Below are 25,284 nucleotides of genomic sequence, written 5' to 3' on the forward strand. Positions count from 1 at the left end.
TTGATGTTTCGATAACGAAGGTGTATTTGCCTTGGGCAACAAAGTTTCCTTTATTGTCTTTTCCATCCCATTTAATAGTATATTTTCCTGGCGAACGGGTTGCACCTGTTACAGAAGCGTAATTAGCTTTATCTGCTTTAAAACTATCGCCATTAATACGATACCAATTTTTAAGATCTGGAACCCATTTAGTTTTATTATACCATAAAGCCAAATTACGCACCGACTCTTTATTTTCGTTTTCTACCCAAATTGCGGCAAAAGGACGGTGGTTATTTCCTGCAATTACATTCATTTCGAAAGTTATTGCCAATTCAAATTTCGAATCCCATGGTTTTTGCGCATTAGTTAAAACTGGTTTTGCGGTTTCTGTTTTAGCTTCACTAATTTTTGAATCAACTAATGTGTTCCACCCTTTACTTTCTACTCTTTTACCATCTTTTGTAATAATCAAATATTCTGCATCTTTTACTGTAGCAGCTAAAGCTTTACTTTCTTCTAATGATAAAACATTAAACGCCGTTGCTAATGCACCCGCATCAGTAGCATTAGGAGCTACAATTGTTGCACTAATTACGCCTTCAACAGGTTTTCCAGTACGTGGATCTACAATATGCGAATACCAATGTTTTCCTATTTGTTCGCCTCTGCGGTAATTTCCGCTAGTTGCAACCGCTTTATTACTCACTAATAAATGAGCTAATGGGGCATCATTTTCAGCATTCGCTAAAGGATTAGTAACGTTTACTGCATCAGCAACATCTCCTTTAATTACTAAATCTCCACCAATATTTACAACAACAGCATTTATTTTTGATGATGTTAATGCAGCATCACAAGCTAAATTAATAATGTAGCTTTTTGCAAAAGTATTCATCACCAATGGCGTATTATCTAAACGAGTAGCCGTTAAATTTGTCGCATCTAATCGATAATGAGCTGATTTCATTGCTGTTACAGCTGCATTAATTTCTTCTTTTGATGGAATTACTTGTTTTTTCGCTGCGTCTTTCCACAATTGTACAGCAACTGCCGATGAAGCATCTAACGCTCCATTTGTGCGAGTTTTCCATTGCTCAAATAGATTCAACATATCAAATAACTCTTTAGAAACTTTAATAGGTTTATTCAAATCTTGTTTCATCCATTGGCTAAACTCACTTTTTTCGTCGTAAGCGCTAAATATTGATGATAGTCTGTTTATTTCAGCCAATGCTGCAACTTCTGCTCTCTCTGCCTCTGCTTCAGAAACGCTAGTAAATTTAAATTCTAATGAAGTTCCCAATACGTTTTCATAATTAGAAACATATAATCGCTGATTACTTTTTTTTGGAGCTTCTGTAGCTGGTTGTGTACCAATTAATACAAATGCCGTTAACAGTGAGGCAAATAATTTCATATCGTTATTAAGTTTAATTCTAAATAGTGCGCAAATGTAAAGTTTGAAATTGAATTATCCCATTTCTGACTGATTTTTTTACCTAAAGGTTTAAATAAAACTTTATTCCTTTTAATATTCTACTTTGTTGGCGCAAACCCTTCCTCCTTGCGTCATTCCCGCGTAGGCGGGAACTACGCAGTGTTCAGCATAGCTAATCTTAAAGCAATAAGAACAAATATACTTCGTACAATTCCAGTCAATCTGGCAATGACACCAAAAATAGAAGATCCTCAAAGATGCTGTCCCCCCAATATCTTGATATCATTAAGTCTTTTAGCGATTAGATCTACTCAAATTAAACTTTTGCGAATGCGATTGCTTCTTTAAAAGAGTCCAAAATCAATTTGTTATCTCTTCTCAACAAAGTTGCATTTACTTTAATTTTCACAAAGCCATCTTTTTGTGGTAATCCGAAAACAATAGTATGCTCTCCTCTCAGTCTTGTGTTTAATTTAGCTGGATCAATTCCTTTATCTAGTAGAACATTAAATTGATTTGTTCCATTTTCTATGGGGCTAACTTTTATGCCTTTAAGTTGATTGAATTGATCAAAGAGGTCTTTAGATTTTACTTTGATCTTTTCCATTGTTTCATCAATAGCATTTAAGTGATGCAAAGCAACCGCAGCACTTGGCCAATTATTAAATATGCCACCACCATGAATTTTAATGAGATGAGGCATTTGATCTATTACTGCTTTGTCGCCACACAAAACTGCACCGCCTGTTGCACCTAAATATTTATACAAACACATATAAACCGTGTCAAAATACGATGCGTATTCTTTAACTGTTGAATTTGTAAATGCGGTTGCCATGTGTAATCTTGCGCCATCTAGGTGCATTTTATAGCCTTGTTCTTTACAATAAGCCGAGATCTTTTTTATTTCATCTAATGGAAATGCTTGATTTTCACATCTTCTTACTGGAGTTTCAATAGAAATTGCGCCAACCCCAGCAACAAATACCTCACCCTCTTTGTGGTAGTTTACAGATTTTTTTAATTCCTCTACTGTAAAATGTGCTTTGCCCTCTGCTAAAGGAATTAATCGTTTATTAAATAGAGTTTGAGAGGCATCGGCTTCATCTCTGTATACATGACTCGTTTCTTGAACAAATGCTTTTGTATTATCTCCGCACATAACACTAATTGCCAATTGATTTGCTAATGTTCCCGTGGGCATATAAACAGCTGCTTCTTTTCCGGTTATTTCTATAAATTTCTTTAATAGTTTTTCTATGGCACCTCCCTCGCCATAACTATCTCTTTCTATTGGCGCTGCGTTGTTAATTTCTTGTAGTTTATTGATAAAATCTTCTGGACGATAAAAAATACCATCGTTGATGAAATAAACTGCCTCGCTATCTTTTGATGGCGGTTGGCTATTTTCTGCGGCAAATGTTTTAAATGGCACAGCCGATGCAATAAGTGGCAAGGCCGATAACGAAGAGAGCTTTAAGAAATCGCGGCGTTTATAAGCTGACATACTGAGTTTTTAAGGTTGTTACAGATTTAATAAAATTGGCCTTTTCTTTTCTCAAATCAAAACAGGAAACTGTTTTTGCTATGAAATATTGTTTTTCTCGTTTTAAACCCGTCCCGATAGCTATCGGGAAAAACACAAAGTAAAGCGGAAAGCTGGCCTTACACAGTGTTTTCTGCCCAACATACTTTTCTACTCATTTTTCTCTTGCCTGTTGGTCGAAATATTACAGGCGTTCGTCGAGAGTTACACGATGTAGGTATAATACAGCGATTTACGCTGCAACCTTTTGGCCTTAGCGTCGTCTTATATACGAAACCAGCCTGAAAGAGGGCGGTGACAAAAAAGAAAATAATTTATAAAACAAAGATTTTAAAAAATAAAAATATGAAAACTTCTATCAAATCATTAATCGCATTAGTAGCAACAGGATTAGTATTAACAACAGCAACAATAAATGTAAAAGCAGAAGATAACACACAAATAACTGTATTATCTGAAGTTAAAAAAGTAAACAAAATCAATGTATCTGGAAACGTTGAATTGATTTTGGTTCAAAGTGCAGACGAGAGTGTTAAAGTTTATGACAACTACTTCTCTAAAAATGCATTGGTACAACAAAAAGATGGCGAATTACGCATCAGTTCTTTTAACAAAGAAACATTAACAGTTGTAGTTTATGTAAACAGCTTAACTTCTATCTCTGCATCTAACAATGCAACTGTAAAAACTTTTGGAAAGTTTAGCACATTGAGTTTAGATGTTAACTTAAAAGATGAAGCAAAAGCTACCTTAAATACCAACACAATAAGTTTATCAACTAATGTTGCTGATCAATCTAATTTAACTTTATCAGGATCGACTACAGATTATACAGCTGTAATGGGAAGTGTTGCAAAAGTAAACATGGGACAATTCGTTGCAGAAACTACTAATATTCAATCTAAAAGTGCTTCGATTGCTAAAGTATCAAAAGTAGAATTACCAACAACAGACGATTTAGTTACCCTATAAAATTCATAATCCATCATAAATTTAGTTTAGTTTTTAGTTTAGTTAAGAAAAATGCGGATGGATGTCCGCATTTTTTATGCGTTTTATTTTGGCATAAATAAGTCACTTTATGTATTTGAATTGGCAAAACTGTATTCTTTGATTATTTTGCCTTGAACGAATTCTGAACTTATGAAAATTGCCTTCTCTATTCAGCAAAAATCTAAAATTGCTTTGTTGCTTTTCTGCATCATGGTCTGTACTATTTTAATCAGGCTTTTAGAAGATAAAAGTATAAAGAGTATGAATAATGCTTTCGTTTCTATGTATAACGATAGACTGGTTCCGGCTACAGATTTGTTTCATATTTCTGAATTGCTTTTTGATAAAAAGGATATACTAGAAAAACACCAACGCTCGGTTATTTTAGAAACTGAGCAAACTACAAAGTTGCTTGGCGCCCAAGATTTTAAAATCGATTCTGTATTAAAAAAATACGAGAAAACTTTTTTGGTGAGTAATGAAAAAGATCACTTAGTGCATTTAAAAGAAAACCTAAAAGCTCATCAGCAGCTTGAAAAACAGGTAGTTTCTTCAACAAAAGGTGATGACATTGCTTTAGAACAATTGAATGATTCTTACAAGAGTATCTTACAAAACCTTTCCTTATTAACTAAAACTCAAATTGAAGTAGGTAAAGAATTGATTAAAGAATCTCAAAGCTTATTTACTGGAAGTAAAATCTACTCTGCCATTCAGTTTGCATTAGCTATTGTTATTGGGATATTGATTGTTTCTATCATTTTCGCTTCGAATGTAATGAAGGTAAAACAGGATAAATTCAATTTAAATTAGATTTTCTTTGTCACTTTATTTAAAACACGTTTTTCATTACATAGCCATATTTAAGTTTTAATAAATTGATTCAACTTTAATCTTGTTCGTATTTGCTTCGAATTTAGTCTAAAGTAAGTCCGCATCAAGTCCGCGTTTTTCTCAGAAAACGCGGACTTGATGCGGACTTACTCTAGTCTTGACTTAAGGAAAACTTAATAAAAATCCGACCTCATAACAATTTCATTTTAATCGTTCGATGCTGATTTTACTAAATTCTGTCTTTACAATTACTTGGTTCATCCTATTCCAAAATTTTAATCCTTACTTTTGCGGTAATTTCTTATTAGATAAATCGTTAAAAAATACTTTGAGTACACTAATTGCAGCTGAAGGCTTAGGCCACGGATACCATGATGAATGGCTTTTCAAAAATTTAACACTTGGCATAAATCCTGGTCAACGCGTGGCGCTGGTCGGTATAAATGGCGCAGGGAAAAGCACCCTTTTAAAATTATTAGCCGAACGCTTTTCTCCTTTAGAGGGGAAAATAGTAAAAAATAAAGCTGTTAAAATTGGCTTTTTAGATCAAGAACCTTCTTTTCCAGATGGATATTCTATTAGTGATTTCATTTTTTCATTAGAGAATAAACAACAACAGCTGATTAAGGAATATGAAGAATTGATTGAAGATCCGAATCCTGATGAGAAAACATTAAACCGTTTATATGAAGAATTAAGCGAGCACAATGCATGGGAATATGAGCATGAAATTAAAACGATTTTGAGCCGTATGGGGATTAACCATCTCCAACAAAAAATATCAACCTTATCTGGTGGACAGAAAAAACGACTTGCTTTAGCTAAATTATTAATCGAAGATCCTGAGATTTATGTGTTAGATGAGCCTACCAATCATTTGGATATTGATACGATTGAGTGGTTAGAAAAGCTATTGACTTCTGGCAATAAAACCATTCTTTTAGTTACTCACGATAGATACTTTTTAGATAATGTTTGCAATACAATTGTAGAATTAGATAGAGGAAAAATCTACAATTACAATGGAAATTACGCTTTCTTTTTAGAAAAGAAAAGTGAACGTGAGGCTTCTGACGAAAGCACATTTCATAAGAACAAAAACCTATTGAAGAAAGAATTGGAGTGGATGAGGCGTATGCCAGCTGCCCGTACAGTAAAATCTCAATCAAGGGTAAATGCATTTTATGATTTAGAAGATAAAACTAAGCAACGTTCTGACAATCAAAAAGTTACATTGAATGTTAAGATGTCTCGCCAAGGAAATAAAATCTTGGAGTTAAATCATATTGGTCAAACTTTTGATGACAAGAAAATTATTAATGATTTTTCGTATACGTTTAAGCGAGGCGATAGAATTGGTTTAGCAGGTAAAAACGGAACAGGAAAATCAACATTGTTGAATATCATTACTGGCTATCTCAATCCTGAAAAGGGAAAAGTAGATGTAGGCGATACCACAGTATATGGGTATTATAAACAAGGCGGTTTAGCATTCAACGAAAAAGAACGTGTAATTGATATTGTAAAATCCGATGCCGAATATATTAAGATGGCAGATGGGCAAACCATTTCTGCCTCTGCATTATTAACATTATTCCTCTTCCCTCCAAAAAAACAACATGGCATGGTAGAGAAGTTAAGCGGCGGCGAAAAGAAGCGTTTACACTTAATGAAAGTATTAATGCAAAATCCAAACTTCTTAATATTGGATGAGCCAACCAACGATTTAGATATCGATACGTTAAATGTATTGGAAGAATTTTTAGAGAATTTCCCTGGTGTTTTAATGTTAGTTTCTCACGACAGGTATCTATTAGATAAAATGAGTGAGCAACTATTTATCATGGAAGGTGATGGTGGGGTAAGTATTTACAATGGAAATTATTCAGAGTATCGTATTAGTTTAGATACAGCTAAAGACGCTACTGCACAGAAAAAAAATAAAGCAGAAGAGCCCACATCAAGTATCCCAGTTAAAAAATTGAGCTTCAAAGAGCAAAAAGAATTAGATGAAATTGAAGAAACTGTTTCTGAAAAAGAAAATGAAATTGAAGAATTAACCATGAAATTGAATGCTGTTGAGGCTTCAAATTATTTGAAAATACAAGAAATTTCGTTAGAAATAGAAAAACTAAACAAACAATTAGAAGGTATAATGGGGCGATGGGTAGAACTTTCAGATAAAACGAATTAATATGGAAACCTCAGATATCATTGCAACGTTTGGCGTAAGCTTATTATTAATCGCTTTCTTTTTGCAAAGTTTAAAAGTGATAAAAGCAGAAAGCGCTGCTTATGGGTTGTTAAACTTCTTTGGGGCAGCTATTGCTGGTTATGCTTCTTGGTTAATTCCATTTATGCCATTTGTTATTTTAGAAGCTGTGTGGAGTACTGTTGCGCTGTATGGCTTAATTAAATTATACACTAAAAATAAAAGTTCCACGTGAAACAAAGAACAATCTATTTGCATTTTAATAATTTTGTAGTCGTTTCACGTGAAACAAAAATAAATATCAATGTTTAAAGAATACGATGTAATTGTTGTGGGCGCAGGGCATGCGGGCTGTGAAGCTGCTGCAGCAGCGGCTAACCTTGGCTCTTCTGTGTTACTGGTTACTATGAATATGGAAACCATAGCCCAAATGAGTTGTAATCCCGCTATGGGTGGTGTTGCGAAAGGGCAAATAGTGAGAGAGATTGATGCTATGGGTGGTTATTCGGGGATTATAGCCGACAAAACCACACTACAATTTCGCATGTTAAACAAGTCTAAAGGGCCTGCGATGTGGAGCCCAAGAGCGCAAAATGACAGAAAACGTTTCGCCGAAGAATGGCGCTTAGCCTTGGAAAGAACATCAAACGTAGATTTCTGGCAAGAAATGGTTAGTAGTTTAATCATTAAAAATGATACTGTTGTAGGAGTAAAAACCGCTCTTGGCGTAGAGATATTGGCCAAAGCCGTAGTTTTAACCAACGGCACTTTTTTAAATGGTTTAATACATATTGGAGAGAAAAAGTTTGGCGGTGGTCGTACTGGAGAAAAAGCGGCTACAGGAATTACTGAACAATTAACTCAATTAGGTTTTGAAGCAGGGAGAATGAAAACCGGAACCCCTCCCCGAGTTGACGGTCGTTCCTTAAATTATAGTTTAATGGAAGAACAGTGGGGTGACGAAAATCCTGGTCGTTTCTCGTATACAAATGTTGAAAGACCAATCGATCAACGTTGCTGTTGGATCACGTATACTAATGCCAATGTTCACGAAACATTAAAAGAAGGGTTCGAAAAATCACCTATGTTTACAGGGAGAATTAAAGGTTTAGGCCCAAGATACTGTCCATCTATAGAGGATAAAATAAATCGTTTTGCAGAAAGAGAAAGACATCAAATATTTGTAGAACCTGAAGGATGGAACACTTGTGAAATCTATGTAAATGGTTTTTCAACTTCGTTACCAGAGGATGTACAATATAAAGCTTTAACTCAAATTCCTGGGTTTGAAAATGCCAAAATGTTTCGTCCTGGATATGCGATAGAGTATGATTATTTTCCGCCTACACAGCTTTCATTGACGTTAGAAACTAAATTAATCAGTAATTTGTTCTTTGCTGGTCAAATAAATGGAACTACTGGATACGAAGAGGCTGCTAGTCAGGGATTTATAGCAGGAATTAACGCCCATCAAAAGGTTAAAGATCAGCACGAGTTAATTATGAAACGTTCTGAATCTTATATTGGTGTTTTGATTGATGATTTAGTAACCAAAGGTACTGAAGAGCCTTACCGTATGTTTACGTCTAGAGCAGAACATCGTTTATTATTAAGACAGGACAATGCCGATATTAGACTCTCTCCTATCGCTCACAAACTTGGCTTAATTAATGATGAACGTTTGGCGGTAGTAAATCGAAAAGTTGAAAACTCTGATGCTATTGTTGCTTTTGCGAAAAAACAAGGTATTGAGATGGGCGAAGCAAATGAGCTGCTAGAAAGTTTAGGAACTTCTGCGCTAAATCAAAATGTAAAATTAGTAAATTTATTAAGTAGGCCTCAAGTTGGGATTAGCGATATTAGAAAAGTAAGTCCAGCATTTGATTCGTTTTTAAATTCATTTGATCAAGAAACTGTAGAGCAAGCGGAGATTAAAATTAAGTATGAAAGTTATTTTGAAAAAGAAAATGAGATTGTAAACAAAATGCAAAAGATGGAGGATAAATCTATCAATCCAGAATTTGATTATAGCAAACTACTTTCTTTATCAAAAGAAGCTAGAGAAAAATTATTGAAGATTAAACCAAGAACCTTAGGTCAGGCATCCAGAATTTCTGGTGTTTCTCCTTCAGATATCTCGGTTCTAATGGTTCATATCACAAAATAATTTGCAAAAATTTGATTATCAAGTAATTAACACACAAAAAGAAGCGGCTTAATTTTAAGCGATTTAAGCGGCTTTTTTGCTTTTTTAATATAATCCATTAAAATTAAAGTCAAATTAAATATAGCGCACCTAAATGGCGAAAATTGTAAAAATAACAAATAGACCGTATTTCAATTATCTGATTCTGATAATTGCATTAATTTATGGGTGTGCAAGTATAAGAACTCCAGAGGGTGGACCAAAAGATACCGAACCACCTAAGGTTTTAAAAATGGATCCAAAAAATCTAACGACAAATTTTAAGTCTAAAAAAATAACAATTGAATTTGATGAGTATATAAAACTTCAAAACGAATTTAAAGAATTTTCTATTTCGCCAGAACAAGAGCGTCCTCCTATTTTGAAAGGTAGCGAAACAAAAAAATTAGAAATTACATTACAGGACTCTTTAGAGAAAAACACAACTTATACATTAAACTTTGGTAAATCAATTGCAGATATTACTGAAGGCAACGCACTAAAAAATTTCACTTATGTTTTTGCTACAGGACCAACTCTTGATTCTTTGAGCATTAGTGGAAATGTTAAAAATTCATTAACTGGTAAGCCCGAAATAGAAGCAATTGTTTTTATTCTTCCGCTTTCGCGAGATAGTCTTTTTGGCAAAAAGAAACCATCAATTTATACGACTACCGATAGCAGCGGAAATTACAAACTAAACAATCTTAAAAAGGACACTTATAAAATCTATGCTTTAGTAGAAAAGGGTGGCGATAAAATTTATCAGCAAAGCTCTGATGAAATTGGGTTTATCAAAACACCTCTTGTATTAGATAAAAATTTAGATAGCATCAATTTAATGGTTTTCAAAGAGCTGGCCAGCGACTTTCGTATTCTAGATAGAAAATTAAATAGCGATGGTAGTATTACTATGAATTTTAATCAACAACTCCGAAAGCCAGAAATATCTGTTATAGAGCCTGCTAGTGTGGATGCAAATAAAAAAATTCGATTTACAAAAACGAATGATTCTGTTAAAATCTGGTTAAATGATTTAAGTTTCGATTCAATCAAAGTAGCTATAAAAGACGAAGGAAAGGGTTTAGATACCATTAAATTTACTAGGGGAAAGAAAGATACCTACACTCGAAATATTCAAGCGGGAGATAATTTAGAGGGAAATCTTTTAAATCCGTATAAAGATTTAAAATTACACTTCAATTTCCCTATAGATAATATCGATTTAAGCAAGGTAACTTTATTGGAAGATTCTATTCCACGAACAGGTTTAAGCTTTATAAAAGATAGTTTAGATTTTTTAACCTATAATGTTAAATATACCTGGAAACCCAAACAAGAATATATCCTTAAATTAGCTGAAGGCGCTATAACAGGTATTTTTAATTCAAAAAACAAAGACATTGTTAAAACATTTAAACTTGGAAATGACACCGATTATGGTACATTAATTCTTAATGTAGAAGTATCTGATACTACAAAAAATTATATTTTGCAGGTTGTAAACGAAAAGAAAGAAGTTGTTATTTCTAGTGAACGTATTTATAAAAATACAACGGTAACTTTTAACAAATATAGAGCTGGTATTTATTTTGTGCGAGTGGTATACGACGAAAATAAAAATGGGATTTGGGATACTGGAAATGTAAAACAAGGATTTCAACCAGAAAAAATTTGGTATGCGCCTTTAGAATTATCTATTAAAGCAAATTGGGATAGAAAGGAAAAGTTAGTTATTCCAAAAGAATAATTATCTAAACCAATCTGAATACATAATGTAATTATCTGGAAGTTTATTTAATAAAGCTCGTTGCTCATCAGTAATGGGCTTTATTTTTTTTGCAGGAGTTCCAGCATATAAATATCCACTTTCGCATATAGTGTTTTCTAAAACTACGGCACTAGCAGCTATAATACAATATTCTTCTACTATTGCGTGATCCATTACAATTGCTCCCATGCCTATTAAGACATGATCTTTAACTTCACAGCCGTGTACAATCGCATTATGACCAATAGAAACCCTATTACCAATATGTGTTGATGCTTTTAAATAGGTAGCGTGAATTACAGCGCCATCTTGTATATTAGTGTCATTACCTATTGTTATGCTGTTTACATCTCCTCTAACAACTGCATTAAACCAAATAGAGCAATTGTTGCCCATTACAACATCACCAACTATTGTTGCGTTTGGTGCAATAAAACAATTTTCTCCCCATTGAGGGTTTATTCCTTTAACTGGTAATATAACTGGCATCTTTATAAGTATAGTAGTTAGTATTTAGATATTAGACATAAAATGGTGTTAGTCTGAGCTCGTCGAAGACCCTTACATAAATCCTTCCACAAGCTCAGGACGACAACTTATATAATAGTATCAACTAGTTCTTTTGCGTGTTTTGGATAATCTGTTGTATAATGTAATCCCCTACTTTCTTTTCTGGCAACAGCCGATTTTATGATCATATATGCTACCTGTATTACATTTCTCAACTCACATAATTTAACCGAAACTTTGTTCTTTTTATAGAACTCTTCCGTTTCTTCATACAATAAAAATAAGCGTCGCATCGCTCTGTCTAGTCTGAAATCAGAACGAACAATACCAACATAATCGCTCATTATTTTTTGTGTTTCACGAAGATTATGTGTAACCAGAATATCTTCGTTAGATTGTGTAACACCTTGCTCGTTCCATTCAGGAATTTCATCAGGTATGCTATTATTTTTATAATTCTCTAAAGCAGACAAATAGATTCGATGTGCAAAAACTGTTGCTTCTAATAAGGAATTGGATGCTAACCGATTTGCACCGTGCAATCCTGTTGAAGAAACTTCGCCACAAGCATATAGATTTTTGATAGAAGATTTTCCATATTCATCTACCAAAATACCTCCACACATGTAATGTGATGCGGGAGTAACTGGAATAAAATCTTTAGTCATATCTATTCCAATAGATAAACATTTTGCATAAATATTGGGAAAATGAGTTAGAATATCGGCTTTCTTTCTCATAGTAATATCTAAATACACAAAATCCTCTCCCGATTTTTTCATTTCATTATCAACAGCACGAGCTACAATATCACGTGGAGCTAAAGATCCACGTTCATCATATTCATACATAAATTCTTCCCCATTTCTTCTTCTTAAAACTCCACCAAACCCACGTACAGCTTCAGAAATTAAAAATGAAGGATATTCCCCAGGATTATATAAAGCTGTTGGATGGAATTGAATAAACTCCATATTTCTAATTTTTCCTTTTGCTCTATAGACCATCGCCATTCCATCGCCTGTGGCAATTACAGGATTTGTGGTGTTAGAATATACATGTCCAGCCCCACCACTTGCCATAACAGTTACACTTGCTAATATTTTCTCCACATCGTTAAGCTCTGTGTTAAAGGCATATATACCATAGCAGTTGATATCTTCACTACTCTTATCCACATGTTTACCTAGGTGATGTTGGGTAATTAACTCTAAACAGAAGTAGTGTGTTAATATCTCTATGTTTTCATTTTCATGAATTTGTTTCAATAACACACTCTCAATTTCATAACCAGTAACATCTTTATAATGTAAAACTCTATGTTCAGAATGACCGCCTTCTTTGGCTAAATCGAAAACTCCAGCTGTATTTTTATCGAAGTTAATTCCGTAATCTATAATCTCTTGTATGCGTTGAGGACCCTCTTTTACTACAATTTCAACAATATTTTTATCACATAAACCGTCTCCAGCAATTAGCGTATCTTCAATATGTTTTTCAAAAGAATCCGATTTATCTACAACAACAGCAACTCCCCCTTGGGCATATTTTGTATTAGATTCATCTTCATTAGATTTGGTAACTATTAATACTTTTCCGTGCTGTGCAGCCTTCAGTGCAAAACTTAAACCTGCTATACCCGATCCTATGACTAAAAAATCAACTTTTCTCATTAAAACTAACGTAAATCAAACAATTGTTAAGAACATCAAAAATAGTGTTAGCAGAATGTCTAAATAAAACGAACAACTATTTTTGAAAGTTTAAAGCTAATGTAAAAAGGTAATTTGACACAATCTTTTACATTATTTTTAAGCAACTTTGCATAGTTTATTAACTTTTTATACCACCATTAACAATACACATTTTGGTATTGATAAGTTTCTAAGCAAAATAGTATAGCATTGTAAATCAGTATTAATTTAAAATAAAAATGAATACTAAATGTTGGTAAGTATGTTATAACTTATATTACACAATTTAAATGAAGAACTTACTCACAGTACCAACACCTTAATAAGTAATAAGATTCTTCTTTATATAAAATAATTAGAATCTATTGTAGTGTTGAAACTAGGTATCTTTACAAAGTTAGATGCCAATAAAAGAAAATGATGATTGATGTTTTAGAAGAATTAAATAAAAAAGGTTTTGTGGATGAAGCAATTGATCCAACGCTTGATTTATTTGATGAAATTGAAAAATTAAAGAAAGAAAAGAACGCAGTAATATTAGCTCATTATTATCAAGAACCTGATATACAGGATATTGCTGATTATATTGGAGATAGTTTAGGTTTATCTCAAGAAGCAGCTAAGACCGATGCAGACATTATAGTTTTTGCTGGAGTGCATTTTATGGCAGAAACTGCTAAGATTTTGTCACCAGAAAAAACGGTTTTATTACCAGATTTAAAAGCTGGATGTTCTTTGGCTGATAGTTGTCCACCACATTTGTTTAAAAAGTTTAAAGAAAAATATCCAGATCACTTGGTGATTACTTATGTGAATTGTACAGCTGAGTTAAAAGCATTAAGCGATATTGTTTGTACTTCAACAAATGCAGTACAAATTGTAGAAAGCTTACCGAAAGAGCAGAAGATAATTTTTGGTCCAGATAAAAACTTAGGTGCCTGGGTTGCTAAAAAAACAGGTAGAGATTTAGTGTTGTGGAATGGTGCATGTATGGTACATGAAATATTTTCGAGAGAGAAAATTACCAAATTAAAAGAACGCCATCCAAATGCTAAATTTATTGCACATCCAGAATGTGAAGAAGCTGTTTTAGCAATGGCCGATTATATTGGAAGTACAACTGGACTATTAAAATATTCGATAAATAGCGATGCACAGGAATTTATTGTAGCTACAGAAAGTGGAATTATTCACCAAATGGAAAAGGCAAATCCTACAAAAACCTTTATTCCGGCACCACCAAATAACAGTTGTGCATGTAATGATTGCCCTTATATGAAAAGAAACACCTTAGAAAAATTGTATTTGTGTTTAAAAAATGGTTTACCAGAAGTTACAGTTCCTGCTAATATTATTGTGGAAGCTCGTAAACCAATAGAAAGAATGTTAGAGATTTCAGCGAGTTTGGGATTGTAGAAATAAGAATTGTCATTCCGACTTTGGAGGAATCTATTAAGTTAGATCCTTCGCTGCGCTCTGGATGACAAAAGGAAATAAAATTATGTTTGAAAATAAAGAACGCACAGCGATATCAGATTTAGGCGAATTTGGATTAATAAAACACTTAACAACCAACTTTAAAATACAACACGAAACGAGTGTAAAAGGTGTTGGTGACGATGCTGCAGTATTAAATTTTAAAGATCAATTGTTAGTATCTACAGACTTATTGTTGGAGGGAATTCACTTTGATTTAGCGTATGTTCCCTTAATGCATTTAGGCTATAAAGCTGTTCAAGTGAACTTGAGTGATATTTATGCAATGAACGGAATTGCTACTCAAATTACGGTTTCAATCGGTATTTCAAGTAAATTTCCATTGGAAGCAGTAGAAGAAATTTATAAGGGAATTGAGTTAGCTTGTAATAAATTTAACATCGATTTAATTGGTGGGGATACTTCTTCAAGTAAACAAGGTTTAGTAATTTCTGTAACCAGTATTGGTCACGCAGCAGCGGAAGATGTTTGCTATAGAAATGGAGCAGAAGAAGGTGATTTAATTTGTGTTTCAGGAGATTTAGGAGGAGCTTATGTTGGTTTACAAATTTTAGAAAGAGAAAAACAAATCTTTTTAGAAAATCCACAATTACAGCCAGATTTAGAAGGTAAAGATTATATTATTGAGCGTCAGTTAAAACCAGAAGGAAGAAGAGATATTGTTGATTTATTAGCTCAAATGAAGATTAAACCAACCTCTATGATTGATGTTTCTGATGGGTTAGCTTCAGAAATTTTACACATTTGTACACAATCTGAAAAAGGATGTACCTTATACGAAGAAAAAATTCCTATCGACCCAATGACTTATGAAACAGCTCGTGAATTAGGTTTAGATCCAACTGTTTGTGCATTAAATGGTGGAGAGGATTACGAACTTTTATTTACGATAAAACAAAGTGATTACACAAAGCTGAAAAACGATGTTGATATCAGTATAATTGGACACATTACCGATAAAAATTCTGGATGCAATATGATTTCAAAATCTAATATTTCACATGAAATAAAAGCACAAGGTTGGAATGCTTTTAAGGGGTAAATTTTTTAAGTTTTGTCATTCTGAACGCAGTGAAGAATCTCACTTAGTTTTCAACAATTAGATTCCTCGTTCCTCGGAATGACAAAACTCAAATAAAATTAAGTTTCCAGATCATCTTCTAAAAACTTAGAATCTATCTGTTTATTAGATTTAGTCTTCGCTCCTAGCTTTTTAATCTTTTCTACCTTACTAATTAGATTTCCGTTACCATATTGCAATTTTTTAAAAGCATCATCATGTGCTTTTTGTGTAAGATCAATGTGTTTGCCAATCTTGTCCATATCTTCTAAAAAACCAACAAACTTATCGTATAAAGCACCTGCTTCTTCGGCAATTTCAAATACATTTTTATTTTGTCTATCTACTTTCCAAATGCTGGCAATGGTACGTAAAGTTGCCAACAAAGTTGTCGGACTGACAATTACCACTTTTCTATCCCAGGCATAATTAAACAATTCATTATCTGCTTGAACAGTTATACTGAAAGAAGATTCAATAGGCATAAACAGCAAAACGAAATCTGGTGAATTAATTTGATATAGATTTTGATAATTTTTACCAGCTAAACCATCAATATGAGATTTTACAGAAAGCAAATGTTGTTTAAGGTTGTTTAATTTTTCCTCATCAGTTTCTGAATTCATCATTCGTTCATACGCAACTAAGCTAATTTTAGCGTCTACAATCAAATGTTTTTCATCAGGCAGATCAACTATTACATCAGGTTGAAATCTTGTCCCTTCGCTATTAACACTAGCTTGAATGCGGTATTCCCTATCCTTCACTAATCCAGAACGTTCTAAAACTCTTTCTAAAATAACTTCCCCCCAATTACCTTGCTTTTTGCTATCGCCTTTTAGTGCTTTAGTTAAATTATTTGCATCCGTTTGGATTTGTTTACTCTGATCCATTAATTGAAAAATAACACCTTTTAATTGGCTTCTTTCAGCAGCTTCAGTTTGATAAACCTTATCTACTTTTTCTTCAAAGGATTTGATATTGGCTTTTAGTGGATTTAAAATAGTATCTAAATTAGTTTGATTTTGTGCAGTAAACTTTGCTGTCTTTTCATCTAATATTTTATTGGCAATTAATGAAAATTCTAGGGTAAATTTTTGTTGTAAATCTTCTAAGTTTTTCTGTTGTTCAGCTAACTTCTCTCGATGTGAATTAACCAAAGCCTCTGCTTTAATCAAATTACTTCGCTCTGCATTAAAACGTTCACGCAAATCGTTTAATTCATCTTCTAACTTCAGTTTTTCGTCTTTTAAATAAGTGATGGTTTCCGTATTGTTTTGAACAGCTGGCTTGCGAACCAATAAAACAATAAGGAAAAGTAAAATGACAACTAATAATGCTAAACCCGCTATTTCCATTTGCTAATATTTTTATCAAAAATAGAAAATAAGAAACTAGTTACTAAAAGAATTATGATTTTAGATTATAAACTGCTCGAAACCATTTCACCAGCCTCTTGTCCAGTTTGACTGCCAATGGCAATACCCATCCCGTTGCAGCGAACGGCGCAAAAAACATTAGGTTTTACTTCTTCAATAATTGGCGCTAATTGTGAACCAAATGCCATAATACCACTCCATTTTTGCTCGATTTCAAAATCTGTTTCTGGCAAAATAACTTCTTCTAATAAATTAATTAATGCTTTTTGAACTAATTCTGTTTCACCAAATTCGGTAGTTTCCTCAGCCTTAAAATCTAAATTTCTACCACCACCTAAAAGAATTCTATCATCAATATTTCTAAAATAGTAATAACCTTTATTGTAATGAAAAGTGCCCTTTATTTTTAAGTTAGGAATTGGTTTAGTGATGATCACTTGCCCACGACCAGGAAAAACGGCTACATCTGGCAATAATTCATTAACAAAAGCATTAGTAGCTAATAAAACTTTTTTGCACTTAAAATCTCCTTGGCTAGTTTTAATTAAAACACTATTGTTTTCTTGTACAATCTCTTCGACCTTACAATTTGTATAAACTTGAACTCCAAGGGCTAAGGCTTTTGCCAAAAGCGCCTTCATCATCATGCCTGGATCAATTTGTGCCTCTAAATTATTTTCGATAAGAACATTAATACCTTTAAAACCAAAAGAATTAATTTTGGGATTGGTTAAGGAATAAGTGTTTTTTTGCAGCACAATATCCTCAATTAGAGCGTTAAAATGGCTCAATTTTGCTACACACTCGTTTGATAAATCCCCTTGTTCGGGCTTAAATAATTCAAAACCACCATTATTTTGAAAGGAAATGCATTCATCTCCAAGCAAATCTCTAAGCTTTAAAAGCCCTTTCCATCTTTTCGAAATCAATTGATGTAGACCATCAGTTCCGGTTAATTTTTCTTGTTCTATTAGTTCTGAAATACTCCCAAAACAAGCAAAACCAGCATTTTTTGTGCTAGCTCCCGATGGTAAAAAGCCCCTTTCAAGTACTAAAACACTAGTTTTTGGATTGATGGATTTAATCGTAATTGCAGCATTCAAACCCACTATTCCACTACCAATTATGATAACATCGGCATGAAATAAATTCTTTTTTTCCCAGTAGGATAAATTCTGAAGCATAGATTAATGTATTGTAATTTTTTTATGTCTTTTAAATATGGGAACACTTTTTGATTTAAAGATATTGAAAAACATACATCATCGAATATGGGAACCTATTTAATTTTAATCATCCCGATACTATTACTGAGCATGTTTGTGCAATGGCGATTTAGAAATAAATTTACAAAATATGCAGAAACTCAGCTTAGTTCTGGTCTATCGGGCAAAGAAGTAGCTGAGAAAATGCTACATGATAATGGCATTTACAATGTAAATGTAATGAGTCTAGAAGGTCAACTAACTGACCATTATAATCCATCATCTTTAACTGTTAATTTAAGTACAGATGTTTATTATGGCAGAAGTGTTGCCGCAGCCGCAGTAGCCGCTCATGAATGCGGGCATGCAGTGCAACATGCAAAATCATACCATTGGTTGCAATTGCGCTCTAACATGGTGCCAATTGTAAGTATCTCTTCTAACCTTTTGCAATGGGTGCTTTTGATAGGTGTTTTTTTAATCATTTTTAAAGGAACACCAATAGTACTTGGTATTGGGGTTGCAGGATTAGCATTGGTAACCATTTTTAGTTTTATTACGCTACCAGTGGAATTTGATGCAAGTAAAAGAGCTTTGCTTTGGCTAAGAAACAATCGTAATGTAATGCAAAGCGATGAAGAAAATGTGCAAGCAAAAGATGCGCTTTGGTGGGCAGCAATGACATACGTAATCGCTGCGTTAGGCGCATTGGCCAACTTGCTATATTACGCATCAATGCTATTTGGAAGGAACAGAAATTAAAGAAATACCAATGAAAAACTAAAGGGATGGTAAGCAATTATCATCCCCTTTTTTATGAAGATTGAAAACCTAGTTTAATTTATAAGGGACTATCAATTGAAATTCTGGGATATCTACCTCAAAACTGGTTTCATCAACTAAACGATTCATTGAGTAATGACCACGCATACTGCCAATATCTGTTTTAAGATTGCAACCAGAAACATAAGAATAGTTTTTGCCGGGTTCAATTATGGGCTGAACACCAACCACACCTTCTCCTTCAACTTCTCTAATTGAGCCGTTCGAATCGAAGATAAACCATTGGCGACGCATTAATTGTATTGCATAATCAGATAAGTTTTCTATCTCTATGCGGTAAGCAAACATATAATGTTCGTTTGCAGGATTAGAATGCTCGTCTTGGTAAATGGTTTCTACCGAAATTTTTACACCTTGTGTTATAGCTGTAACCATTTGTTAAATTTATAAATTGCTTTTCAATAATCAAGCCATTTCTGAAAAGGGAACAACGTTCTCATATTTTTCTGCCACTTCGTCTAAAATTTGATGGATAACAGCAATATTTTCTTCTTTAACCAACATCATTCTATACGGTTTAAAATCAGGCAAACCTTTAAAATAATTTGCATAATGACGTCTCATTTCAAATACGCCTACTTTTGGGCCTTTCCACTCTATGGATTTATCCAAGTGAGTACGACAGGCTACTATCCTTTCGTCTAATGTTGGACCAGGCAAGTGTTCACCTTTTTTAAAGAAATGTTTTACTTCGCGGAAAATCCATGGGTAACCAATTGCGGCTCTTCCAATCATAATTCCATCTACTTCGTATTCCATTCTCCAATTAGCCGCTTTTTCTACGCTATCTACATCGCCATTACCAAAAATTGGAATTTTAACACGTGGATTGCGTTTAATTTCTCTAATTAAAGTCCAATCGGCTTCGCCTTTATATAACTGAGCCCTTGTACGACCATGAATAGTTAACGCTTGAATACCAATATCTTGTAGTCTTTCAGCAACTTCTTCTACGTTTTTAGTGTTATCGTCCCAGCCTAAACGAGTTTTAACGGTAACTGGCAAATGTGTTGCTTTTACAACAGCTTCCGTCATTTTTACCATTTTATCAATGTCTTGCAGCAAAGCAGAGCCAGCGCCACGACAAGCCACATTTTTAACAGGACAACCGTAGTTGATATCCATAATATCTGGACCAGCTAATGTGGCAATTTCAGTTGCTTCACGCATACTTTCGATATCGCTACCAAAAATCTGAATCCCAATAGGTCTTTCGTATTCAAAAATATCAAGCTTCTGACGGCTTTTTGCCGCATCGCGGATTAATCCTTCCGAGGAAATAAATTCTGTATACATCAAATCTGCTCCACCTTGCTTGCACACATAACGGAAAGGCGGATCGCTCACATCTTCCATTGGTGCTAATAACAAAGGGAACTCTCCCAAATCTATATTTCCTATCTTTACAGACATTTTTCTATCTTCAAACCAAAATTATTTACAAAGTTACGGATTTTACAAATAATGCAAATCTCACCCCTAAGTAAAAAAGAAAACTCAGCCTTTATTCAACTTTTAAAGCTTTGTGGTTTTATTGCAATTGGAATAATTGTAATCTTAATTATAAGCTTCGTTCCTATTTTGTATACTTTGGGATTGAAAGTTTTTACTAATCCGACGTTATTGGTAGGATTTAATTATGGTGTGGTTGCTTTAAAGTGTATTTTGACATTGCAACAATTAACTGTTTTTTTAATACCTGCGATATTTTTAGGTATAAATGAAGGTAAAAAACCATGGCATTTTTATGGTATGAAAACGCCAAAAGCAAATCTCATTTTATTGATTTTTTTATTGATGCTATGCTCAACACCAATTCTGGGATTGATAAACGAGTTAAATCAGAAAATGATATTGCCAGATTCTTTGAAATGGGTAATGGATTGGATGAGAAAAATGGAAGATGAAGGCACAAAAACCACAGAAGCAATTTTAAAAATGGGTTCTATTGGTAGCTTTTTAATCAATCTATTAGTAATTGCTATTATACCAGCGATTTGCGAAGAATTTATATTTAGAGGGGCTTTACAACGTACTTTTTTACGATTAATCAAAAATCCGCATATTGCTATTTGGACATCAGCAATCATTTTTAGTACGATACATTTTCAGTTTTTTGGATTTTTCCCCAGATTATTTTTAGGCGCAGCATTTGGGTACATCTATTTTTGGACAGGTAGCATTTGGTATACTGTTTTTGCTCACTTTTTAAATAACGGGTATGCGGTAGCAATGGCTTGGTATTTACAAAAGCACAATTTACCCATAACTAGTGATGATGGAACTTCGGTTGCGTGGTATGGCTATTTAATTAGTGCAATATTAACCATAGCTTTGTTTTGGATTTTAAAAGAGAAATCGACCGAACAAAATAGCCCACAACCTGCAAATTTAAATGAAGACTAGAGCAATAACCGCTTTCTTTTTTACCTTAGTGATGCTTGCCTCATTAATAAATGGCTACGCTTTTACGGGTTTTTACTTAATATTAAGCATTGTTGCGCTATTGGAGTTTTATAAATTAGTTAAAACTTCAGGCATTCGGCCCCATAGAAATATTGCGATTATAGCTGCGGCAATTATCTTTTTATTAACAGCAAGCTATCATTATTTCCAATTTGAATTAAAGTATTTATTGCTCATTGTTCCGCTTATATTTTCAGTGTTTATTTTCGAATTGTATAAGAAAGAGAAAATACCATTTGTTAATATTTCATATACATTTGTTGGCTTTATTTACGTCACCGTTCCTTTCTGCTTCTTTTATTCCTTAGGTTTTTTAATCAACTTTAATTTATATAACTTTCACTTACCTCTTGCATTTTTACTATTGCTTTGGGCAAATGATACAGGAGCGTATTTATTCGGTGTAAAATGGGGGAAACACCGATTGTTTGAGCGCCATTCTCCAAAAAAATCCTGGGAGGGCTTTTTTGGCGGGATGTTTACAAGTTTGGTAGTTTCTTATTTGATTTCTTTACAGTTTCCCGAGATGAAACCGATTGTTTGGGCAGGTATGTCTATTTTAATTGTCTGTTTCGGTACGCTAGGCGATTTAGTAGAATCAATGCTGAAAAGAAGTCTTGATGCGAAAGATTCCGGTAGCTTTTTACCTGGACACGGCGGATTTTTAGACCGTTTTGATGGCTTATTAATCGCAGCGCCAGTTGTTTATGTTTATTTGTATTTGATATTGTATTAGGCGTCTGTAACAAATCAATAACAGCCATACATTCCTTCGTTTTCTATTTATATTTGGGTGATTATCAACTAAACTAAACCTCATGGCAAAACTTTACCAACGTAGCTTACTGTTTCTTGCATTATTATTTTGCTTTCAATTAGCAGAAGCGCAGACGATACCAACTCCAAAAGAACATTTTGGTTTTAACATTGGCGACGATTATCAGCTCGCAAATTACTCTCAAACAGAAGCTTATTTTAAAAAGCTGGCAGAAACCTCAAAACGAGTAAAGCTTGTAGATATTGGTAAAACTGAAGAAGGAAGATCTCAATATATGTTGATCATTACTTCGCCAGAAAACCAAAAAAACTTAGAAAAGTATAAAGAGATTTCTCAAAAACTAGCACACGCTGAGGGTTTAACTTCAGAACAAGCTAAAGCTTTAGCAGCAGAAGGAAAAGCAGTTGTATGGATTGACGGCGGTTTACACGCAAATGAGGTTGTGGGTGCACATCAATTGATACAAATGGCGTACAACCTTTCAAGCAAAACGGATGCAGAAACCACTAAAATATTAGACAATGTAATTGTGTTAATGACACATGCTAACCCAGATGGACAGGAATTAGTAAGTGATTGGTACATGAGAGAAAAAGACCCAAAGAAAAGATCTATAAATGGCCTTCCTCGTTTGTACGAAAAATACGCAGGGCATGATAACAATAGGGATTTTTTCATGTTAAACTTAAAGGAAACTCAAAATATTGGTCGCCAACTTTTTGTAGAATGGATTCCGCAAATTATGTACAATCATCATCAAGCTGGCCCGGCAGGAACAGTTGTTGCTGGTCCGCCTTATCGCGATCCATATAATTATGTTTTCGACCCCATTATATTAACAAGTATAGATGCTGTTGGTGCGGCAATGCACAATAGAATGAACGTTGAATCTAAACCTGGTTATACACAACGTGGAGGTTCGGTATTTTCTACATGGTATAATGGAGGTTTGCGCACAACAACCTATTTCCACAACATGATTGGATTATTAACAGAAATTGTAGGTAGCCCAACACCATCTGATATCCCTTTGGTACCATCTCGTTTATTACCAAATGGCGATTCGCCAAATCCGATTTCACCACAAAAATGGTATTTTAAAAATGCGATAGATTATTCAGTTTCGTTAAACTATGCGGTGTTAAATTATGCACAACGCTATCATGATGAATTGCTGTATAATATTTATCAAATGGGTAAAAACTCTATTGATAGGGGAAGTAAAGATACATGGTCTTTCTCTCCTAAAAAGATTGAAGCTATTAATGCTGCTGCACAAGCGGGAAGACCGGCTAGCACAACAGCACAGGGTGGAGGTTTTGAAGGAAGAGGAGCAATGTCTACCAAATATTTGGATACAGTAATGAAAAATCCAGCTAATCGCGATGCGAGAGGATATATTCTTTCTGCAGATCAGCCTGATTTTACAACTGCTATTCGCTTTTTAAACGCGTTGATTAGAACAGGGATTTCGGTTCAAAAAGCAACTGCTCCGTTTACCGTTGCTGGCAAAAATTATCCAGCCGGAAGTTACGTGGTTAAAACAGATCAAGCTTTTCGTCCACATGTTTTAGACATGTTCGAGCCGCAAGATCACCCGAATGATTTTAAATACGAAGGCGGTCCACCAATTGCACCTTATGATGCTGCAGGTTGGACATTAGCGTACTTAATGAATGTGAAATTTGACAGAATCCAAGATAAATTTGATGGACCGTTTGAGAAATTACCTTATGGAGAATTATTAAAAGCAACACCAAAAGCCCTTCCTTCAGGTGGCGGTTACACGTTAAGTTCATTAGCTAATGAAAGTTATTTAGCGGTTAATGAATTATTGAAGGGTGGAGCAGAAGTTTATCGCAATACTGCAGATGGTTCATTTTATGTGCCAGCATCTGCGAAAGCTAAAAGTATATTAGATAAAGCCGAACATGGTTTTGGAATAAGAATTACAGCAGCACAAAAACCTGCAAAAGCAGTTAAAATTGCACCTTCTCGCATTGCATTATGGGATACATATGGCGGTTCAATGGATTCTGGCTGGATTCGTTTTATTATGGAACAATACCACTTTGATGCAACTGTAATTTATGCTCCAGATATTGACGCAGGAAACCTAAAGGACAAATACGATGTACTAGTTTTTGTTGATGGTTCTATTCCAGCATACAATTCAAATGCAACAGCCGCTGTAGGTGGAAGAGGTGGTTTTGGTAGTCCTGCTCCAGAAACTATTCCTGAAGAATACAGAGCTCGTTTGGGAAGAATGACGCAGGATAAATCAATTCCTCAATTAAAGAAATTTTTAGAAGCCGGAGGAGAAATTGTAGCTATTGGTACTGCGACTAATTTAGCAGCACACTTAAATTTGCCGGTTCGCAATGCTATGGTAGAATTAACAGGAGGTGTAGAAAAAAGATTACCAGCAGAGAAATATTATGTGCCGGGTAGTGTTTTAAATGTTTCGATAGATAAAAATCAACCAGCAAATTGGGGCATGGATAAAACCGCAGATGTTTATTTTGATAATAGCCCTGTATTTAAATTAAGTGCCGATGCAGTTTCAAGTGGAAAAATTAAACCTTTAGCTTGGTTTCCTAATGCAACACCTTTACGTAGTGGTTGGGCATGGGGACAAAGTTATTTACAAGATGGTGTTGCTGCTTTTGAAGCAGATTATGGAAAAGGGAAATTATTTGCCTTTGGTCCAGAAATTACGTTTAGAGCGCAAACTCACGGAACATTTAAATGGATGTTTAACCAATTGTATAAGTAGAATTTAATCGTCATTGCGTTGCAATGATGAAAGCTTGAAAACCCCGCTAACATTTTTGTTAGTGGGGTTTTTACTTTTAGCTTACCAATCCAAAAATCATCAAGGCTATCTTTGT

20 protein-coding genes are annotated in these 25,284 nt (G+C 34.1%); 12 read left to right on the forward strand and 8 right to left on the reverse strand.

Features of this window, described 5'->3' with window-relative positions:
• Together WC622_RS08320 and WC622_RS08325 are read right to left on the reverse strand one after the other, a co-directional pair.
• A partial coding sequence (locus tag WC622_RS08320) for a DUF2271 domain-containing protein (protein WP_372819077.1) occupies window positions 1-1,399 on the reverse strand: 1,399 nt, incomplete at its 3' end.
• A gap of 337 nt (window positions 1,400-1,736) precedes the next feature.
• Window positions 1,737-2,927 carry a low specificity L-threonine aldolase gene (locus tag WC622_RS08325; protein WP_372819079.1) on the reverse strand — a complete coding sequence of 397 codons (1,191 nt, stop codon included), beginning with the start codon at window positions 2,925-2,927 and terminating at the stop codon, window positions 1,737-1,739.
• A gap of 384 nt (window positions 2,928-3,311) precedes the next feature.
• On the opposite strand from WC622_RS08325, the gene WC622_RS08330 reads away from it, so the two are divergent.
• The 6 genes from WC622_RS08330 to WC622_RS08355 all read left to right on the forward strand — a co-directional run bounded on the left by WC622_RS08330 (window position 3,312) and on the right by WC622_RS08355 (window position 10,940).
• On the forward strand, window positions 3,312-3,938 hold the full coding sequence (locus WC622_RS08330; protein ID WP_372819081.1) for a GIN domain-containing protein: 627 nt from the start codon (window positions 3,312-3,314) through the stop codon (window positions 3,936-3,938).
• A gap of 171 nt (window positions 3,939-4,109) precedes the next feature.
• On the forward strand, window positions 4,110-4,772 hold the full coding sequence (locus WC622_RS08335; protein WP_372819083.1) for an MCP four helix bundle domain-containing protein: 663 nt from the start codon (window positions 4,110-4,112) through the stop codon (window positions 4,770-4,772).
• A gap of 349 nt (window positions 4,773-5,121) precedes the next feature.
• Window positions 5,122-6,987 (forward strand): ABC-F family ATP-binding cassette domain-containing protein, encoded by a 1,866-nt coding sequence (locus WC622_RS08340; RefSeq protein ID WP_372819175.1) that lies wholly within the window; start codon window positions 5,122-5,124, stop codon window positions 6,985-6,987.
• Window position 6,988: 1 nt separating this feature from the next.
• On the forward strand, window positions 6,989-7,240 hold the full coding sequence (locus tag WC622_RS08345; protein WP_372819085.1) for a CBU_0592 family membrane protein: 252 nt from the start codon (window positions 6,989-6,991) through the stop codon (window positions 7,238-7,240).
• Window positions 7,241-7,309: 69 nt separating this feature from the next.
• Window positions 7,310-9,172 carry a tRNA uridine-5-carboxymethylaminomethyl(34) synthesis enzyme MnmG gene (gene mnmG, locus WC622_RS08350; protein WP_372819087.1) on the forward strand — a complete coding sequence of 621 codons (1,863 nt, stop codon included), beginning with the start codon at window positions 7,310-7,312 and terminating at the stop codon, window positions 9,170-9,172.
• A gap of 133 nt (window positions 9,173-9,305) precedes the next feature.
• The gene (locus WC622_RS08355) at window positions 9,306-10,940 is read left to right on the forward strand and encodes an Ig-like domain-containing domain (RefSeq protein WP_372819089.1); all 1,635 of its coding nucleotides are present in this window, start codon (window positions 9,306-9,308) and stop codon (window positions 10,938-10,940) included.
• Here the strand turns inward: WC622_RS08355 and WC622_RS08360 are convergent, their stop codons facing one another.
• Together WC622_RS08360 and nadB are read right to left on the reverse strand one after the other, a co-directional pair.
• Window positions 10,941-11,450: a gamma carbonic anhydrase family protein gene (locus tag WC622_RS08360; RefSeq protein WP_372819091.1), complete on the reverse strand. Its 510-nt coding sequence runs from the start codon at window positions 11,448-11,450 to the stop codon at window positions 10,941-10,943.
• 107 nt (window positions 11,451-11,557) lie between these two features.
• Window positions 11,558-13,144 carry an L-aspartate oxidase gene (nadB, locus tag WC622_RS08365; RefSeq protein ID WP_372819093.1) on the reverse strand — a complete coding sequence of 529 codons (1,587 nt, stop codon included), beginning with the start codon at window positions 13,142-13,144 and terminating at the stop codon, window positions 11,558-11,560.
• Between the two features lie 438 nt (window positions 13,145-13,582).
• Between nadB and nadA the strand changes: the two genes are divergently transcribed.
• Both nadA and thiL read left to right on the forward strand, forming a co-directional pair.
• Window positions 13,583-14,581, forward strand: a complete 999-nt coding sequence (gene nadA, locus WC622_RS08370; RefSeq protein ID WP_372819095.1) for a quinolinate synthase NadA — start codon at window positions 13,583-13,585, stop codon at window positions 14,579-14,581.
• 85 nt (window positions 14,582-14,666) lie between these two features.
• A complete protein-coding gene (thiL, locus tag WC622_RS08375; RefSeq protein ID WP_372819097.1) occupies window positions 14,667-15,704 on the forward strand; it encodes a thiamine-phosphate kinase in 1,038 nt (345 codons plus the stop codon).
• A gap of 98 nt (window positions 15,705-15,802) precedes the next feature.
• Here thiL and WC622_RS08380 read toward each other — a convergent pair whose 3' ends face one another.
• Both WC622_RS08380 and WC622_RS08385 read right to left on the reverse strand, forming a co-directional pair.
• Window positions 15,803-17,080 carry a DNA recombination protein RmuC gene (locus WC622_RS08380; RefSeq protein WP_372819099.1) on the reverse strand — a complete coding sequence of 426 codons (1,278 nt, stop codon included), beginning with the start codon at window positions 17,078-17,080 and terminating at the stop codon, window positions 15,803-15,805.
• Window positions 17,081-17,145: 65 nt separating this feature from the next.
• Window positions 17,146-18,285 carry an NAD(P)/FAD-dependent oxidoreductase gene (locus WC622_RS08385; RefSeq protein WP_372819100.1) on the reverse strand — a complete coding sequence of 380 codons (1,140 nt, stop codon included), beginning with the start codon at window positions 18,283-18,285 and terminating at the stop codon, window positions 17,146-17,148.
• 87 nt (window positions 18,286-18,372) lie between these two features.
• On the opposite strand from WC622_RS08385, the gene WC622_RS08390 reads away from it, so the two are divergent.
• Complete coding sequence (locus WC622_RS08390) at window positions 18,373-19,068, forward strand: zinc metallopeptidase (RefSeq protein ID WP_372819102.1); 696 nt, start codon at window positions 18,373-18,375, stop codon at window positions 19,066-19,068.
• Window positions 19,069-19,137: 69 nt separating this feature from the next.
• Here WC622_RS08390 and apaG read toward each other — a convergent pair whose 3' ends face one another.
• Together apaG and dusB are read right to left on the reverse strand one after the other, a co-directional pair.
• Window positions 19,138-19,524, reverse strand: a complete 387-nt coding sequence (apaG, locus tag WC622_RS08395) for a Co2+/Mg2+ efflux protein ApaG (protein WP_372819104.1) — start codon at window positions 19,522-19,524, stop codon at window positions 19,138-19,140.
• Between the two features lie 30 nt (window positions 19,525-19,554).
• Window positions 19,555-20,562, reverse strand: a complete 1,008-nt coding sequence (gene dusB / locus WC622_RS08400) for a tRNA dihydrouridine synthase DusB (RefSeq protein ID WP_372819105.1) — start codon at window positions 20,560-20,562, stop codon at window positions 19,555-19,557.
• Window positions 20,563-20,613: 51 nt separating this feature from the next.
• On the opposite strand from dusB, the gene WC622_RS08405 reads away from it, so the two are divergent.
• From WC622_RS08405 to WC622_RS08415, 3 genes are all read left to right on the forward strand, one after another.
• On the forward strand, window positions 20,614-21,555 hold the full coding sequence (locus WC622_RS08405; protein WP_372819107.1) for a type II CAAX prenyl endopeptidase Rce1 family protein: 942 nt from the start codon (window positions 20,614-20,616) through the stop codon (window positions 21,553-21,555).
• Window positions 21,545-22,351, forward strand: a complete 807-nt coding sequence (locus tag WC622_RS08410; protein ID WP_372819109.1) for a phosphatidate cytidylyltransferase — start codon at window positions 21,545-21,547, stop codon at window positions 22,349-22,351. The genes WC622_RS08405 and WC622_RS08410 overlap by 11 nt, the downstream gene beginning before the upstream one ends.
• An 82-nt stretch (window positions 22,352-22,433) precedes the next feature.
• Complete coding sequence (locus WC622_RS08415) at window positions 22,434-25,169, forward strand: M14 family metallopeptidase (protein WP_372819111.1); 2,736 nt, start codon at window positions 22,434-22,436, stop codon at window positions 25,167-25,169.
• Window positions 25,170-25,284: the final 115 nt, after the last annotated feature.

Source organism: Pedobacter sp. (assembly GCF_041662865.1).
GTDB lineage: Bacteria > Bacteroidota > Bacteroidia > Sphingobacteriales > Sphingobacteriaceae > Pedobacter.

Coding starts and splice junctions, on each gene's coding strand:
- WC622_RS08415 (WP_372819111.1), top strand. CDS start 22,434: ATGGCAAAACTTTACCAACGTAGCTTACTGTTTCTTGCATTATTATTT.
- WC622_RS08360 (WP_372819091.1), bottom strand. CDS start 11,450: ATGCCAGTTATATTACCAGTTAAAGGAATAAACCCTCAATGGGGAGAA.
- nadA (WP_372819095.1), top strand. CDS start 13,583: ATGATGATTGATGTTTTAGAAGAATTAAATAAAAAAGGTTTTGTGGAT.
- WC622_RS08405 (WP_372819107.1), top strand. CDS start 20,614: ATGCAAATCTCACCCCTAAGTAAAAAAGAAAACTCAGCCTTTATTCAA.
- mnmG (WP_372819087.1), top strand. CDS start 7,310: ATGTTTAAAGAATACGATGTAATTGTTGTGGGCGCAGGGCATGCGGGC.
- dusB (WP_372819105.1), bottom strand. CDS start 20,562: ATGTCTGTAAAGATAGGAAATATAGATTTGGGAGAGTTCCCTTTGTTA.
- WC622_RS08390 (WP_372819102.1), top strand. CDS start 18,373: ATGGGAACCTATTTAATTTTAATCATCCCGATACTATTACTGAGCATG.
- WC622_RS08345 (WP_372819085.1), top strand. CDS start 6,989: ATGGAAACCTCAGATATCATTGCAACGTTTGGCGTAAGCTTATTATTA.
- thiL (WP_372819097.1), top strand. CDS start 14,667: ATGTTTGAAAATAAAGAACGCACAGCGATATCAGATTTAGGCGAATTT.
- WC622_RS08380 (WP_372819099.1), bottom strand. CDS start 17,080: ATGGAAATAGCGGGTTTAGCATTATTAGTTGTCATTTTACTTTTCCTT.
- WC622_RS08355 (WP_372819089.1), top strand. CDS start 9,306: ATGGCGAAAATTGTAAAAATAACAAATAGACCGTATTTCAATTATCTG.
- WC622_RS08330 (WP_372819081.1), top strand. CDS start 3,312: ATGAAAACTTCTATCAAATCATTAATCGCATTAGTAGCAACAGGATTA.
- nadB (WP_372819093.1), bottom strand. CDS start 13,144: ATGAGAAAAGTTGATTTTTTAGTCATAGGATCGGGTATAGCAGGTTTA.
- apaG (WP_372819104.1), bottom strand. CDS start 19,524: ATGGTTACAGCTATAACACAAGGTGTAAAAATTTCGGTAGAAACCATT.
- WC622_RS08335 (WP_372819083.1), top strand. CDS start 4,110: ATGAAAATTGCCTTCTCTATTCAGCAAAAATCTAAAATTGCTTTGTTG.
- WC622_RS08385 (WP_372819100.1), bottom strand. CDS start 18,285: ATGCTTCAGAATTTATCCTACTGGGAAAAAAAGAATTTATTTCATGCC.
- WC622_RS08410 (WP_372819109.1), top strand. CDS start 21,545: ATGAAGACTAGAGCAATAACCGCTTTCTTTTTTACCTTAGTGATGCTT.
- WC622_RS08325 (WP_372819079.1), bottom strand. CDS start 2,927: ATGTCAGCTTATAAACGCCGCGATTTCTTAAAGCTCTCTTCGTTATCG.